Below are 15,030 nucleotides of genomic sequence, written 5' to 3'. Positions count from 1 at the left end.
GGGAGCGGCAGGGCCGAAGGGGTCACGGGGCGGCGGTCTGGTGGGCCTTCTCCACGAACTGGTTGGTGTAGGTGGCGGCCAGGTCGATACGGTCGCGGACCGGGGCGACATTGCGGGAGTACCGGCCCAGGATGTCGGCGACGTTCTGGGCGCCTTCGGGTTTCATGAGTCCGTCGCCGTTGAACATGCCGATGGAATCGCGGACCGACTGGATGTAGAGGTCGGGGTCGCTGCCCGCGTATTGGGACGGCATCTTCGCGGCGATCTCCTCGGGGGTGTGGGTGTCGATCCAGAGCAGGGTCGCGACGAAGGCGTTCGCGAGCTTCTGGACGATCTCAGGGTGGGCCTCGACGGTGTCGCACTTCATGTACAGCGAGGCGCCGGGGTACAGGCCGCCGAGGGCGGCGCGGGTGCCTTCCTCGTTGCGCATGTCGGTGAGGATCCGCGCCTCACCCGAGCGGACCATCTTGGCCACGGTGGGATCGGTGGTCATGCCCGCGTCGATGCCGTCGTGGTTCATGCCCGCGATGAAGGTCTGTCCCGCACCGACTTTCACCCTCGTGTAGTCGGCGGTGCCGAGGCCGGCCTGACCGGCCAGCGCCTGGGTGAGGAAGTCGGTGGACGAGCCGAGCGAGGTGACGCCGAGCTTGCGGCCGCGGAAGTCGGCGGGTGAGCGGATGGTGTCGGCGTCGGCGGCCGAGACCAGCTCCACCTCCCCCGGCACGTCGGCGAACTGGACGACACTGCGCAGGCACTGATCCTTGGCCTGCAGGTCGATGGTGTGATCGTAGAAACCGACCACGGCCTGGACGTCACCGGTGAGCAGCGCGGTTTCGGCGCTGGCCCCGGATTGTTCGCCGAGCAGCTTCACATCGATGTCGTTGTCGGCGAAGGCACCGAGTTGCTGGGCGAGCATGGCGGGCAGGTAGATCACCTTCTCCAGGCCGCCGACCATGATGGTGATCTGCGGGCGGCCGTCCGACATGGGGATCGAGCGGGAGTCGCGACAGCCGGTGACCAGCAGCAGCGCGCTGATCGCGAGCAGGGCGAGAGCGAAGGGTTTGCGCATGATCTACACCCCGTGCCCGGACTGTGCCTGCGAGGGACGCCATTTCAGCAGCCTGCCCTCCGCGACGCCGATCAGCCATTCGGCCATCAGGGCGACCACGGTGATGATGATCATGCCCGCGTAGATTCCCGCCGCGTCGAAGGTGCCCTGGGCATTGGAGATCAACAACCCCAAACCCTTGCTGGCACCGGCGTATTCACCGACGACCGCGCCGATCAGCGCGAAACCGAAGGCGGTGTGCAGGCTGGACAGGATCCAGGTGGTGGCACTGGGCAACACGATGGAGCCGAGGATCTGACGTCTGCTCGCGCCGAGGATGCGGGCGTTGTTGATGACGTTCCCGTCGACCTCCCTGGCACCGGTGAAGGCGTTGAAGAACACGGCGAAGAACACCAGCACCACCACGGTCGCCACCTTGGAACTCAGGCCGAGACCGAACCAGATGATGAACAGCGAGGCCAGCACGATGCGGGGAACGGCGTTGAGCGCCTTGATGAACGGGGCGAGCACATCGGCCCAGTAGCGGCTGCGCCCGAGCAGCGTGCCGAGCACGACACCGGCGACGGTGCCGATCACGAAGCCGAGGACGGCTTCCTGCACGGTGGTGAAGATCTGCAGCCAGATCGAGCCGAATTGGGTTCCCTCGGTGAACCATTCGATCATCCGGTCGGCGATGAGGGAGGGCTTGGAGTAGAAGAACGGGTCGATCCAGAGACTGGCGACCAGTTCCCAGGACCCCAGCCACAGCGCCACCAGCGCAGCCCGCAGACCCCACACCCGCAGCTTGGACCTGCGGTGCCTGGCCTTGACCCTGGCCAGGATCTGAGCCTCGGACTCGGCTTCGACCTCCGGTGCGGTGACCGCGATCTTGTCCATCGTCTCAAGCGACACGGGTCGCTCCCTTCGTACGTGCCGCCTCGACCTGATCGCGCAGCGTTTCCCAGATTTCGGAGTAGAGATCGCGGAACTCGGTGGTGAGCCGGACCTCTTCGACATGGCGCGGCCGTTCGAGGGTGACGCGGAAGTCACCGCACACCGTCGCGGGGCTCGCGGTCATCACCACGACCCGGTCAGCCAGGGCGATGGCCTCCTCGAGATCGTGGGTCACGAAGATCACGGCGGCGTCGGTGCCTGCCCACACGCGCAGCAGTTCGTCCTGCATGAGCCGGCGGGTCTGCACGTCCAGCGCGCTGAACGGCTCGTCCATGAGGATGATCTCGGGCTCGTTCACCAGGGTCTGGGCCAGCGAGACGCGCTTGCGCATGCCGCCGGAGAGCTGATGCGGGTAGTAGTCCTCGAAACCGGCGAGGCCGACGATGCGCACCCACTCGGCCGCCTTGGCCCGCGCCTGCGCCTTCGACGCGCCACGGAAGCGCGGGCCGAGGGCGACATTGTCGATGACGCTGCGCCAGGGCAGCACGGCGTCGAGCTGGAACATGTAGCCGATGCCGTCGGGGATGCCGTCGACATCCTTGCCGCGCACCAGGGTCCGGCCCGCCGAGGTGGGCTCGAGGCCCGACACCAGCGAGAGGGTGGTGGACTTACCACAGCCGGTCGGGCCGACCACGGCGACGAATTCGCCTGCGGCAACGGTGAAATCGATGTTGCGCACCGCGGTGTGGATGCCACCGTCGGTTCCGGGGAAGCGCTTCGTCGCGCCCCGGAGTTCGATGAGTGGATTGCTCATTGCTGCTCCTGTGTCCGGCGCCGCTGGGTGTGATGTGCGGCAGCTGTCGAAAGATAAGTGGGCTGGGTCACAGGGCGCGCGCTTGTGCGCACAACCGGCACAACTCGACGATCCGGAGGTTGTGCGCATTGTGCTCACGGTGCGCGGGTGGGCCTAGGCTGAGGCCGTGAGGCTGTTCCCGCGTGGTGTCCGGCTGCGGACACAGATCGTGTTGCTCCAGGTCGCGCTGGTCGCGCTGATCCTGGGGCTGGCGTTCGCGGTGTTCGCCCACCTCGGCGATCAGCGGCTCTCGGCCGAATACGGGCAGCGGGCGCTGGCCATCGCGCGCACGGTCGCCAGTGATCCGGTGGTGCGGGACGAGGTCGCGCGGTACGCGGATCTGCCGTTGACGCCCGGACCCGCGCTCGTCACCGAGCTCACCGGCGGCGAGCTGGAAGCGACGGCGGAGGCGGCCCGGGAGCGGACGGGGGCGCTGTTCGTGGTGATCACCGATGACGCGGGATTGCGGCTGGCCCATCCCGACCCGGCGCGGCTGGGCGAGCGGGTGAGCACCGACCCCACCGAGGCACTGGGCGGGGCGGAGGTGGTGATCCGCGAACACGGCACGCTCGGCGATTCGGTGCGGGCGAAAGTGCCGGTGCGCGAACGAGGTTCGGAGCGCGTGGTGGGCGAGGTGAGTGTCGGCATCTCCACCGAGGCGGTGGCCGAGCAGTTGACCCGCGATCTGCGGCGGGCCGGGCTGCTGGTGCTGGCGGCGCTGCTGGCCGGAGTCGCGGGATCGGTGCTGCTCGCTCGCCGCTGGCACGGGCTGACGCTGGGTCTGCAGCCCGCCGAGCTGGCCGAGTTGGTGCGCGAACAGGACGTGGTGCTGCACGGGATCGGGGTGGGGGTGGTCGCGGTCGACGATCGGTGGCACACGACGGTGATCAACGACGAGGCCCGCGCGCTGCTCGGTATCGACGGCGAGAGCGGGCGGCCGGTGGACGCGATCGGGCTCACCCCGCGCGTGCTCGAGGCGTTCCGCGCCGCCGACGGGCAGCCGGTGCAGGCCGCGGTAGGCGACCGGATCGTGGTCGTCACCGCCCGCACCGTCACCCGCGACGGGCGCGGGCTCGGCGCGGTCCTCGATGTGCGCGACCGCACCGATGTCGAATCGCTGACCCGGCAGCTGGACGCGGTGCGCTCGATGAGCACCGTGCTGCGCGCCCAGCGTCACGAGTTCGCCAACCGGCTGCACCTGCTCAGTGGGCTGCTGCACGGCGATCGGCCCGGCGAGGCCGCCCGCTACATCGACGAGTTGCTCGGCGCGGGGCCTCTCGGCGCCGCCATGCCGGGGATCGACGCCGTCCGCGATCCCTACCTGCAGGCCTTCCTGGCGGCCAAGGCCGCGCACGCCCGGGAGAACGGTGTGCTGTTGCGACTCGGGCCGAGTACCTGGGTCGACGCGAATCTCGTTGCCCCGGTGGAGGTCACGACCGTGTTGGGCAATCTGCTCGACAATGCGATCGACGCGGTGCGGGGCATGGCCGGGCCGGTGGCGACGGCGCCCGGCGAAGCCGGACCCGAGTTGTCGGCGCCAGGTGGCCCGGGAGTAGGAGCCGGACCGGATGGCGGAGCCGGAGACGAGCGTGCGGTGCCGCCTGTGGTCGATGGTGTCGACCGGGGCGGATTCGACGCCAGGTCGGCAGCCGGGACAAGGGGAGGGTCCGGGAGCGCGGTGGTGGATGTCGAACTGGTGCAGGAGGGGGCGACGTTGCACATCACCGTCGTCGACAGTGGGCCGGGGGTGTCGACCGAGCTGGTGGATTCGCTGTTCGCCGAAGGGGTTTCGACCAAGCCGAGTGGAGGGGTGCCGGGTGGGCGCGGGGTCGGCCTGGCGGTGTCGCGGCAGGTGGCGCGAGCGCTCGGTGGCGAGGTGTGGCTGGCGTCCGCGGGTGCCGGGGATGGGGAGTTGAGCGGGGCGGAGTTCATCGCGCGCCTGCCGGGTGTGCTGAGTGAGGGAGAGCCGTCGTGAGCCGGGAAATCGATGTGCTGGTCGTGGACGACGACTTCCGGGTGGCGAACATGCACGCCGGGATCGTCGGGGCACTGCCGGGATTCACCGTCGGGGCGGTGGTCAACACCGTGGCGGCGGCGCGGCAGGCGCTTGCGGGCCAGGAGTTCGATCTGGCGCTGGTCGATGTGTACCTGCCCGACGGATCGGGGATCGATCTGGTGCGCGAGCTGCGCTGTGACGCCATGCTGCTCACCGCCGCCACCGAGTCGGCGACGGTGCGCGCGGCCACGGCGGCGGGAGCGCTGGCATATCTGGTGAAACCGTTCGATCCGACCGTGCTGGCTGCCCGGTTGGCCGGGTACGCGCGGTACCGGCGGATTCTGGCGGCGCCCGAGGTGAGCGCCCGTGACGTCGACGCGGCGCTGGACGCACTGCGCCCGGCGGCGGCACCGGATCGTCCGGCGGCGAGCTCCTCCCCCACCCGGGAACTCGTGGTGCGGGCGGTACGGGCAGCGGACGCGCCGATGTCGGCGGCCGAGGTCGCGACCACGATCGGGATCTCCCGCGCGACGGCCCAGCGATACCTGGCCGCGCTGGTCACCAGCGGAGACCTCCGGATGCACCTGCGCTACGGGGCGACCGGGCGACCCGAACAGGAATACTCACCACTGCGCCGGAGCGTGTGAACAGTCGCTCCGAAACCTCGGACCGGCACCGGCCATGGGCGTGCTGCTCGACGAAGTGGCGCGACGCCGTGGTGCGATGGCGACGGCCGCCAGGATTCCGCTGATCCGTGCCGTGCGAATGCCGGTGGTCGCCGTCGCCGATCGCTCGGTGGTGGGCGAGTTCCGCCGAGCGATCCGGAGCGAAAACAGGTCGCGTCCGCTACGGCTTCTCGGCTATATCTGGGACATGACCACGAACCCGACGGCAGTACCCGAGGCCGATGCCATCGCCGCGAACCGAGCGAACTGGGACGACCGGGCCGAGGTGCACGCGCGCTCGCAGATGTACGACGTCGACGCGTTCCTCGCCGACCCCACCGACATCTCCACCGTCGTGCGCAACGACCTCGCGGTACTCGCGCCGCACCTGCCCGAGGCCGGGATCGTCGGGCGCTCGCTGCTGCATCTGCAGTGCCACATCGGCACCGACACCGTGTCCTGGGCGCGGCTCGGTGCCGTCGAGGTGCACGGGCTCGACCTGTCGCCGAACTCACTACGGCACGCGGCGCGGATCGCGGCGGCCGACGGGCGCGAGATCACCTGGGTCGAAGGGGACGCGCGCTTCGCCTCGGCGGTGATCGACCGGCGGTTCGAGACCATCGTGACCAGTGCGGGCACCATCGTCTGGCTGCCGGAACTCACCGCGTGGGCGCGCTCGATCCACGACCTGCTGGAACCGGGCGGGGTGTTCGCGATCCGTGACGACCATCCGATCCTGGGCGCCATGGATTTCGAGCCGTGGACGATCGGCGACGACTACCTGGCCGGTGGCGGCACCCGCACCTATTCGGACTCGGGGACCTACACCGAGGATTCGGACGGGCAGATCGCGCACACCACCAACCACGAGTGGCGCCACGACCTCGGGGAGATCGTCGGCGCGCTGCTCGCGGCCGGGTTGCGGATCGAGGCGGTGCACGAGCTGCCGTTCATGGACTGGCCCGCGTTCCCGGAGCTGATCGCTGCCCCGCAGGGGTGGACGCTGCCGGAGGGGTCGCCGCGGATCCCGTTGAACTTCGCCGTGGTCGCCCGGCGCCCGGCGGACTAGACAGCCCGGCCGGGCGGCGGCCACGGGTCGTGGATCGGTGTCAGCGTGACCGCAGCCAGCCGCCGATGCGCTGCGCGATGGCGTCGGCGGTGAGACCGAGCTCGTCGAGGATCTCCCCGCGCGCGGCGTGGTCCAGGAACTGTTGCGGCACACCGAGATCGCGGGTCGGCACATCGAGGCCCGCCTCGCGCAGGCGCGCGGAGACCGTCGAGCCGATGCCGCCGTGCAGGCCGCCGTCCTCGACGGTGACGACAAGGCGGTAGTTCTCGGCGAGTTTGACGAGAGTGTCGGAGACCGGGATCACCCAGCGCGGGTCGACGACGGTGACCGAGACACCCTGCGGGACAAGCAGTTCGGCGGCCTCGAGCGCCGTCTGGGCGAACGGGCCGACGGCGACGATCAGGACGTCACCGTGCTGAGCCTGCGCCGAACCCGCACCGGGCACCGCGAGGCGGAGCACATCGATACCGTCGAGGCGTTCCACGGCCGTGATGTCCTCGGCGACACTGCCTTTGGGGAACCGCAACACGGTCGGGCCATCGGTGACGGCCAGCGCCTCGGCGAGTTCCTCACGCAGCGTGGCGCCGTCGCGGGGGGCGGCAACGCGGATGCCGGGAATGATGCCCAGCAGCGACAGGTCCCACATGCCGTTGTGGCTGGCACCGTCGGGGCCGGTGATGCCCGCGCGGTCGAGCACGACGGTGACCGGCTGCTTCAGCAGCGACACATCCATCAGGAGCTGGTCGAAGGCGCGGTTGAGGAAGGTGGAGTAGATCGCGACCACGGGGTGCAGCCCGCCCAGGGCCAGACCGGCGGCCGAGGCCATGGCGTGCTGTTCGGCGATACCGACATCGAACATGCGCTCGGGAAAACGCTCGCCGAACCCGGCGAGACCGGTGGGGCCGGGCATGGCCGCGGTGATGGCGACGATGTCCTCGCGCCGGGACGCGTGCTCGATGAGCTCCTCGGAGAACACCGCGGTCCAGCCCTTGGCCTTCTTCCCGGCCAGCGGGCGGCCGGTGAGCGGGTCGATCGGGTCGCAGGCGTGCATCTGATCGGCGACGTGGTTCTCGGCATGCTCGTAGCCGTTGCCCTTGCGGGTGACCACATGCACGACGACGGGTCCGCCGAAGTCCTTGGCGCGGCGCATGGCCGCCTCGAGCGCGACGAGATCGTGGCCATCGACCGGGCCGACGTACTTCATGCCCAGATCCGAGAACAGTTCCTGCGGGCTCACCGCGTCCTTGATGCCCGCCTTGAGCGCGTGCACCATCGAATACGCCGAATCCCCCACCGCGGGAATGCTCTTGAGAATGCGCTTGCCCGCGTCGAGGGCGTGCTCGTAAGCGGGCTGGGTGCGCAGCGCGGTCAGCCGGTCGGCCAGGCCGCCGATGGTCGGGGCGTAGGAGCGGCCGTTGTCGTTGACCACGACCACCACCGGCCGGTCGGGGGCACCGGCGATGTTGTTGAGCGCTTCCCAGCACATGCCGCCGGTGAGCGCGCCGTCACCGACGACGGCCACGACGGTGCGGTCCTGGTCGGTCAGCGCGAACGCCTTGGCCAGACCGTCGGCGTAGGACAGGGCGGCCGAGGCGTGCGAGGACTCCACCCAGTCGTGTTCGCTCTCGGCGCGGCTCGGATAGCCCGACAGGCCGTCGCGCATGCGCAGCGAGTCGAACCGGTCCTTGCGGCCGGTGAGGATCTTGTGCACATAGGCCTGATGGCCGGTGTCGAAGATCAACGGATCGGCCGGGGAATCGAAGATCCGGTGCAGGGCGATGGTCAATTCGACCACCCCCAGATTCGGGCCGAGGTGGCCTCCGGTGGCGGCGACTTTCTGCACCAGGAACTCGCGGATCTCCTCCGCGAGGTCCCGCAGTTGCGGCACGCTCAGTCGGCGCAGATCTTCGGGTGAATCCACCCGCGACAGCACTCCCACCTGAACTCGCTTCCTTCGGACTACAGTGTGATCCGCCCAGTGTATTTGCCGCCGCGAGCGGCGCAGGCTCGCGGGCCCTTCCGGGCGCCCTCGGCCACCGGAACCGCCACCCGACGAACGCGGCCGCGCAGGCCCGCCGACCAGCGGGCGCGGTGGCCGACCGGTGACGATCGCGCGCACCCCGCCCATGCTCCGGCACGCGTCCGGTTGTGAGGACTATCTCCACCGCGCGCCCCCGCCGACACGCCAACGACCCCACATACAGTGACGCTGTGGACCGACCCGATGGTGTAACGCGCCCGCTCGACCCGGGTGTGGTGGCGGGCATGCTCGACGAGGTGTACGCGGCCTGCCGCGACGACACCTCGGGCGCGCCCGCCGACTACATCCCCGAACTGGCCGCCGTGCCGCCCGACTCGTTCGGGCTGTGCCTGGCCACCGCCGACGGCCTGGTCTACGAGGTGGGCGCCACCGAGATCGGGTTCACCATCCAGTCCATCTCCAAGCCGTTCACCTACGCGCTCGCGCTGGCCGACCGCGGCCTCGACGGCGTCGCCGAGCACATCGACGTGGAGCCGTCGGGCGAGCCGTTCAACGAGATCAGCCTGCAGCCGGACAGCCAGCGACCGAGCAATCCGATGATCAACTCGGGCGCGATCACCGCGGCCTCGCTGATCGCCGGCCGCGATACGGCCGACAAGTTCGAGCGGGTCCGGCGCTGCTACTCGCGCTTCGCGGGGCGCGACCTGCGGATGGACGAATCGGTCTACGACTCCGAGGCACGCACCGGCTACCGCAACCGGGCCATCGGCTACATGCTGCGCTCGGTCGGCATCATCGACGTCGACCCCGACGACGCCGTCGACCGGTACTTCCGGCAGTGCTCGATCGAGGTCACCTGCCACGACCTGGCCATGATGGCCGCGACCCTGGCCGACAACGGGGTGAATCCGCGGACCAGGGAACGGGCGCTGTCGACCTCGCTGACCGAGCGGGTGCTCAGCGTGATGACCACCTGCGGCATGTACAACGCGGCCGGTGACTGGGTGACCACGGTCGGCCTGCCCGCCAAGAGCGGCGTGGGCGGCGGGATCATCGCGGTGCTGCCCGGTCAGCTCGGGATCTCGGTGTACTCGCCGCGCCTGGACGCCCACGGCAACAGCGTGCGCGGGGTGGCCGCGTGCCGGGAACTGTCGCGGCGGCTGGAACTGCACTTCTGTCACGTCACCCGCTCGGCGCGCACCGCCATCCGCGCCGAGTACACGGTGGCGCAGATGCCATCGCGATTGCGCCGCTCCCCCGAGGACTCCGCCGTCCTGGCCGAGCACGGGGAGCGGGCGCGGGTCTACGAACTGCACGGCGACCTGCTCTTCGCCGGCGCCGAACGCGCGGTGCGGGCGATCGAGGGCAACGGCGCCGAACTCGACGCGCTGGTGATCGATCTGCGCCGGGTCGGCGAGGTGAGCACGGTGGCCCGCGACATGCTCGACGGCCTGCAGGCCGAACTGGTGCGCAAGGGCACCAGGGTGGCGCTGGTCGACCCGGACGCCCGGCTCGAACACGAGGTGTCGAGCCTGGATCCGAACGACCCGCGCGGCCGGGTGTTCATCGATCGCGACACCGCCACCGAATGGTGCGAGGACATCGTGCTCGACCGGCACCGGCCACCCGGCACCGATGCGCGCACCTCGATCACCCTCGACGAGCATCCGCTGCTGGCCAGTCTCGGCCCTGAGGAACGCGACCTGCTGTGCGCCGATTTCCAGCAGCGCACCATCGCCCGCGGCGAGGTGATCGCCGAGCGCGGCGACCCGCGCTCGGGGCTGTACCTGATCCTCGACGGCCGGGTCAGGATGACCTTCCCCGGCACCGATGGCCGGGTGCACCGGCTGGTGACGCTGTCGGCGGGCATGTCGTTCGGCGAGATCCCCATGCTGATCAGGGAACCGTTCATGAACGCGATCATCGCCGACACCCAGGTGCGGGTGGCGGTGATGAGTCCCGCGATGTTCGACTCGCTCGCCCAGGCCCATCCGCGGCTGAAACTGGCGCTGCTCGAGCGGCTCGCGGCGGGGGCCTACGCGCAGATGGACGCCACGGTGCGGACCATCTCGGGCAACGTGGGCAACTACTGAGCCGGGAACTCGACGGCGGGCGCGAGACGTTGGGCAGCACAGCATCCTTCGACCGACAGGAGTAGCGCGGTGGGCGAGAATTCCCGGCAGGCGAGCACGACGACGTTCGGACGCGGCACGGTCAGGGCGATCCCCGATCTGATCCGGGTGACGCTGTCGGTGGAGTCACGCGCCGCCACCGTCGCCGCGGCCTACGGGCGCGCCGGTGACCGGGTGAACGCGGTCGTCGCCGCCCTGCGCGCGGCCGGGGTGAGCGATGCCGACCTGGCGACCAGCGGCTTGAGCGTGCGCACCGAGACCGTCTACACCGACAACGGGCGCAGCGAGATCTCCGGCTATCTCGCCACCACCGGGCTCAGCGTGTCACTGCGCGACGGGACCGGCACCGAGCCCGCCGACGCGGTGGCGGCCGCGGTGAACGCGGGTGGCGACGATGTGCGCCTCGGCGGGCTCACCCGGGGCATCGCCGATCCCGAACCGCTGCTCGCCCAGGCTCGTGACGCCGCCTTCGACGACGCGAAAGCCAAGGCCGAGCAGTACGCGACCCGCGCGGGTGTGCGCCTCGGCGCGGTCCTGCAGATCACCGAGGACACCGCGTCGGCACCACCGCGCCCCTACGACATCAGCGGTGACATGGAAGCGCCGATGCTGATGGCGCGCAGCAGCTCCAGCGTGCCGGTGGTGCCCGGTGAGACCGAGGTCGGCGCGAGCGTGCGGGTGACCTGGTCACTGGACTGAGCGCCAGGGAAGCGTCTTCGCCCTGAACGTTTCGTGCCGACCGCATTCCGTTCCGGTTGGCCGTCCCGCCACTGCGGCGATCGTGCCTCGCCACCCGCCGCGAGGTCGGCGTCCCACACCTGCGCTGCGGAGCAGGCGATCGCCGACGGTGCGTCGTCAGCGGTCCAACAGCGCTACGCACTCGACGTGATGTGTCGCGGGAAACGCGTCGAAGGCGCGCAGGTCGGCCAGGTGGTAGCCCGCGTCGAGGTAGAGGCCGAGGTCGCGGGCGAACGAGGCCGGGTCGCAGCCGATGTGGACGATGCGGCGAGGGTCGGCGTCGGTGACGGCCGCGACGACCTCCTTGCCCGCGCCCGCGCGGGGCGGGTCGAGGACGACGACATCGGGTCGGCTGTCGGTGGCGTGGGCGCGGGCCCAGCGCTCCACGCGGTCGGCGCGTAACTCCAGCCATGGCAGGTCGGTCAGGGCGGCGGTGCCGTCGGCCACGGCCGAGCGCGCCGATTCGACGGCCGCGACCGCGCCGGTCTGGCCGGTCTGCTCGGCCAGGCGCGCGGCGAAGACGCCGACGCCGCTGTAGAGGTCCCAGCCGGAGCCGCCGGGGGTGAGCCCGGACCACTCGGCGATCAGGTCCGAATAGCATTGCGCGGCATCGCGATGCGCCTGCCAGAAACCGGTCGCCGAGAGTTCCCAGCGGCGGCCCGCCACGTACTCCACGGCGCGACCGGACCCGGCCATCACCCACTCCTCGCGCGGCGCGTTGGTGGCCGACTTGCGGGCGGCGGCCCGATCGCGCACGGCGCCGCGCTCGTCGGCGACGGGCTGGCCGGATTCGCGGCGGCGGGCGGGACGCTGTCCCCGTCCCCTGGTCGCGCCGCGCGGCGTCGAGGGGCGGCCACCGGGCCGGTCGGTCTCGCCGGTCGCGGCCAGTTCGACGATGTGGCGCACGCCGTCACCGTCGACCGCGACGACGAGGTCGGCGCCGGGCGTCCAGACCCGATCGGCGACACCGTCGAGGGCACCCGCAACCGGCTGCGGACAGCGCAGGTCGGGGATCACCGCGGTACTGCGGTAGCGGTGCACGCCGGCGCGACCGGCCGGGTCGACCACCAGCCGCACCCTGGTCCGCCAGCCACCGGTGTCGGTGCCGGCATCGCCCACGATCGGCTCGACCTCGATTTCGCGCTCCACCCCGGCCAACCGGCGCAGCTGCTCGGCCACCACGGTGGCCTTGAGCGCGCGCTGCGCGGCGGGCGTGGCGAAGGAGAAATCGCAGCAGCCCGCGCCGCCGGGACCCGACACCGGGCAGGTCGCCGGGATCCGGTCCGGGGACGCCTCGATGATCTCGACGGCATCGGCCCGGCAGAACGAGCCGCCCCGATCCTCGGTGACCCTGGCGCGCACCAGCTCGTCGGGCAGACCGTGCCGCACGAACACGACCCTGCCCTCGTGGCGGCCCACACAGAAGCCACCGTGTCCGGGCGGGCCGAGCCGCACCTGGAATTCCTGTCCGCGCCAATCACTCACGGCCACACCCGCTTCCCTCGTTGCCGTTCATTCGCGCCGATCCGGCCGGTCGAAACCTCGTCGCACCGAGCCCGGCGCGTTCACCTCGGCGGGCTGCTTGGCCCGGGTCGAGGAACTGAGCTGCCACGGCACGCTCGTCACCATCACCCCCGGTTCGAACAGCAGCCTGCCCTTGAGCCGCAACGCGGACTGGTTGTGCAGCACCTGCTCCCACCAGTGCCCGACCACGTACTCGGGGATGAACACGGTCACCACGTCGCGCGGGGCGTCCTTGCGCACCCGCTTGACGTAATCGAGCACCGGCCGGGTGATCTCGCGATAGGGCGATTCGATCACCTTCAGCGGCACGTTGATCTCGCTGTTCTCCCACTCGCGCACCAGCTTGCGGGTGTCGACGTCGTCGACGTTGACCGTGATCGCCTCCAGCGTGTCCGGCCGGGTCGCGCGCGCGTAGGCCAGCGCGCGGCGGGTGGGCAGGTGCAGCTTGGAGACCAGCACGATGGAGTGGGTGCGGCTGGGCAGCACACCGTCCCAGTCGGACTCGTCGAGCTCGCGCGAGACCGAGTCGTAGTGCTTGTGAATCAGTTTCATCACCACGAAGATCGCCACCATCGTGATGATCGCGATGTAGGCGCCCGCGAAGAACTTGGTGACGATCACGATCACCAGGACCGCGCCGGTCGCCGAGAGCCCGATCGCGTTGATCGCTCTCGACCGCTTCATCTTCGCGCGCTGGGCCGGATCGGTCTCGGTGCGCAGCGCCCGCGTCCAGTGCCGCAGCATGCCGGTCTGACTCAGGACGAACGAGACGAACACCCCGACGATGTAGAGCTGGATCAGCTTGGTCACCTCGGCGCCGAAGAACACCACGAACGCGATCGCGGCGCCGGACAGGAACAGGATGCCGTTGGAGAAGGCCAGCCGGTCCCCGCGGGTGTGCAGCTGACGGGGCAGGTAGCGGTCCTGGGCCAGGATCGAACCGAGCACCGGGAAACCGTTGAACGCGGTGTTGGCGGCCAGCACCAGGATCAGCGCGGTGACGATGGTGACGAAGAAGAAGCCGACCGGGAAGTCGCGGAACACCGCCTCGGCGAGCTGGGCGATCAGCGTCTTCTGGTGGTAGTCGGCGGGCGCGCCGACCAGGTGGGTGGTGTCGTGGGCGTAGACCACCCCGACCTTCTGGGCCAGGACGATGATGCTCATCAGCAGCACGATCGCGATCGTGCCGAGCATCAGCAGCGTGGTCGCGGCGTTGCGCGCCTTGGGTTTGCGGAAGGCGGGCACACCGTTGCTGACCGCCTCCACCCCGGTCAGCGCCGCGCAGCCGGAGGAGAACGAGCGGGCGATCAGGAAGGCCAGCGCCAGCCCGTAGAGATGCTCGTCCTCGGCGGTGAGACCGAATCCGGCGGACTCGGCCCTGACGTCCTCGCCGAGGACGAAGACCTGGAACATCCCCCAGCCCAGCATCGCGACCATGCCGAAGAGGAAGGCGTAGGTCGGAATCGCGAAGGCGGTGCCCGATTCCCGCACGCCGCGCAGGTTGATCGCGGTGAGCAACACGATCGCCACCACCGCGAACAGCACCTTGTGCGTCGCCACGAACGGAATCGCCGAGCCGATGTTGGACGCCGCCGCCGAGATCGACACGGCCACGGTGAGCACGTAGTCGACCAGCAGCGCGCTGCCGACCGTCAGACCCGCGTTCGGGCCGAGGTTCTTGGTCGCCACCTCGTAATCGCCGCCGCCGGAAGGGTAGGCGTGCACGTTCTGGCGATAGCTGGCGACGACCACCGCCATCACCAGCGCGACGGCCACGCCGACCCACGGGGCGTACACGTAGGCCGAGATGCCCGCCGCCGACAGCACGAGGAAGATCTCCTCCGGCGCGTACGCGACCGACGACATCGCGTCGGAGGCGAACACCGGGAGAGCGATACGCTTGGGCAACAACGTGTGGCCGAGCGAATCGCTACGGAACGGCCTGCCCAGCAGCAAACGCTTGGCTGCCGTCGTCAACTTGGACACCGGGCCGAGCATAGACCCGTTCACGGGTACCTTCGCGCCCGCGTTCACCGACCCCGACCCCGGTGTCGTGATTGTTTGTGCCGGGTCGGCGAGGGGAAAATGGGCGAGGAGAGCAGGTGGCGAGTACGGTCCTTGCCGGACGCC

At 70.2% G+C, this 15,030-nt stretch carries 11 protein-coding genes; 5 read left to right on the top strand and 6 right to left on the bottom strand.

The annotated features are described in order from the left end of the window. Positions 1–22: 22 nt before the first annotated feature. From ACFVVM_RS01235 to ACFVVM_RS01225, 3 genes are read right to left on the bottom strand one after another with little or no spacing between them, the layout of a single operon-like run. Positions 23–1,069 (bottom strand): ABC transporter substrate-binding protein, encoded by a 1,047-nt coding sequence (locus ACFVVM_RS01235; protein WP_387611704.1) that lies wholly within the window; start codon positions 1,067–1,069, stop codon positions 23–25. Between the two features lie 3 nt (positions 1,070–1,072). Next, a complete protein-coding gene (locus ACFVVM_RS01230) occupies positions 1,073–1,960 on the bottom strand; it encodes an ABC transporter permease (RefSeq protein WP_387611701.1) in 888 nt (295 codons plus the stop codon). Further along, on the bottom strand, positions 1,950–2,756 hold the full coding sequence (locus ACFVVM_RS01225; RefSeq protein ID WP_387611699.1) for an ABC transporter ATP-binding protein: 807 nt from the start codon (positions 2,754–2,756) through the stop codon (positions 1,950–1,952). The genes ACFVVM_RS01230 and ACFVVM_RS01225 overlap by 11 nt, the downstream gene beginning before the upstream one ends. 166 nt (positions 2,757–2,922) lie before the next feature. Here ACFVVM_RS01225 and ACFVVM_RS01220 point away from each other — a divergent pair, with 166 nt between their 5' ends. The 3 genes from ACFVVM_RS01220 (at position 2,923) to ACFVVM_RS01210 (ending at position 6,525) form a co-directional block, all read left to right on the top strand. Further along, positions 2,923–4,770, top strand: coding sequence for an ATP-binding protein (locus ACFVVM_RS01220; protein ID WP_387611697.1), 1,848 nt, complete (start codon positions 2,923–2,925; stop codon positions 4,768–4,770). After that, positions 4,767–5,438 carry a response regulator gene (locus tag ACFVVM_RS01215; RefSeq protein WP_387611695.1) on the top strand — a complete coding sequence of 224 codons (672 nt, stop codon included), beginning with the start codon at positions 4,767–4,769 and terminating at the stop codon, positions 5,436–5,438. Before ACFVVM_RS01220 ends, ACFVVM_RS01215 begins: the two co-directional genes overlap by 4 nt. Before the next feature lie 226 nt (positions 5,439–5,664). Then, positions 5,665–6,525 (top strand): class I SAM-dependent methyltransferase, encoded by an 861-nt coding sequence (locus tag ACFVVM_RS01210; protein ID WP_387616699.1) that lies wholly within the window; start codon positions 5,665–5,667, stop codon positions 6,523–6,525. A gap of 40 nt (positions 6,526–6,565) precedes the next feature. On the opposite strand, the gene dxs is transcribed toward ACFVVM_RS01210, so the two are convergent. After that, positions 6,566–8,464 carry a 1-deoxy-D-xylulose-5-phosphate synthase gene (gene dxs / locus ACFVVM_RS01205; protein ID WP_387611692.1) on the bottom strand — a complete coding sequence of 633 codons (1,899 nt, stop codon included), beginning with the start codon at positions 8,462–8,464 and terminating at the stop codon, positions 6,566–6,568. 326 nt (positions 8,465–8,790) lie between these two features. Here dxs and glsA point away from each other — a divergent pair, with 326 nt between their 5' ends. Both glsA and ACFVVM_RS01195 read left to right on the top strand, forming a co-directional pair. Then, positions 8,791–10,599 carry a glutaminase A gene (gene glsA / locus ACFVVM_RS01200; protein WP_387616697.1) on the top strand — a complete coding sequence of 603 codons (1,809 nt, stop codon included), beginning with the start codon at positions 8,791–8,793 and terminating at the stop codon, positions 10,597–10,599. A 69-nt stretch (positions 10,600–10,668) separates the two neighbouring features. Then, on the top strand, positions 10,669–11,337 hold the full coding sequence (locus ACFVVM_RS01195) for an SIMPL domain-containing protein (RefSeq protein WP_387611690.1): 669 nt from the start codon (positions 10,669–10,671) through the stop codon (positions 11,335–11,337). Between the two features lie 156 nt (positions 11,338–11,493). Here ACFVVM_RS01195 and ACFVVM_RS01190 read toward each other — a convergent pair whose 3' ends face one another. Continuing rightward, complete coding sequence (locus tag ACFVVM_RS01190; protein WP_387616695.1) at positions 11,494–12,861, bottom strand: class I SAM-dependent RNA methyltransferase; 1,368 nt, start codon at positions 12,859–12,861, stop codon at positions 11,494–11,496. Positions 12,862–12,888: 27 nt separating this feature from the next. Continuing rightward, positions 12,889–14,886, bottom strand: a complete 1,998-nt coding sequence (locus tag ACFVVM_RS01185; RefSeq protein WP_387611688.1) for an APC family permease — start codon at positions 14,884–14,886, stop codon at positions 12,889–12,891. Between the last annotated feature and the right edge of the window lie 144 nt (positions 14,887–15,030).

This window comes from Nocardia sp. NPDC058176 (assembly GCF_042883805.1).
Classification (GTDB): domain Bacteria; phylum Actinomycetota; class Actinomycetes; order Mycobacteriales; family Mycobacteriaceae; genus Nocardia.
Note: the sequence above shows the minus strand (reverse complement) of the source record. Positions and strands in the feature narration are given on the sequence as shown.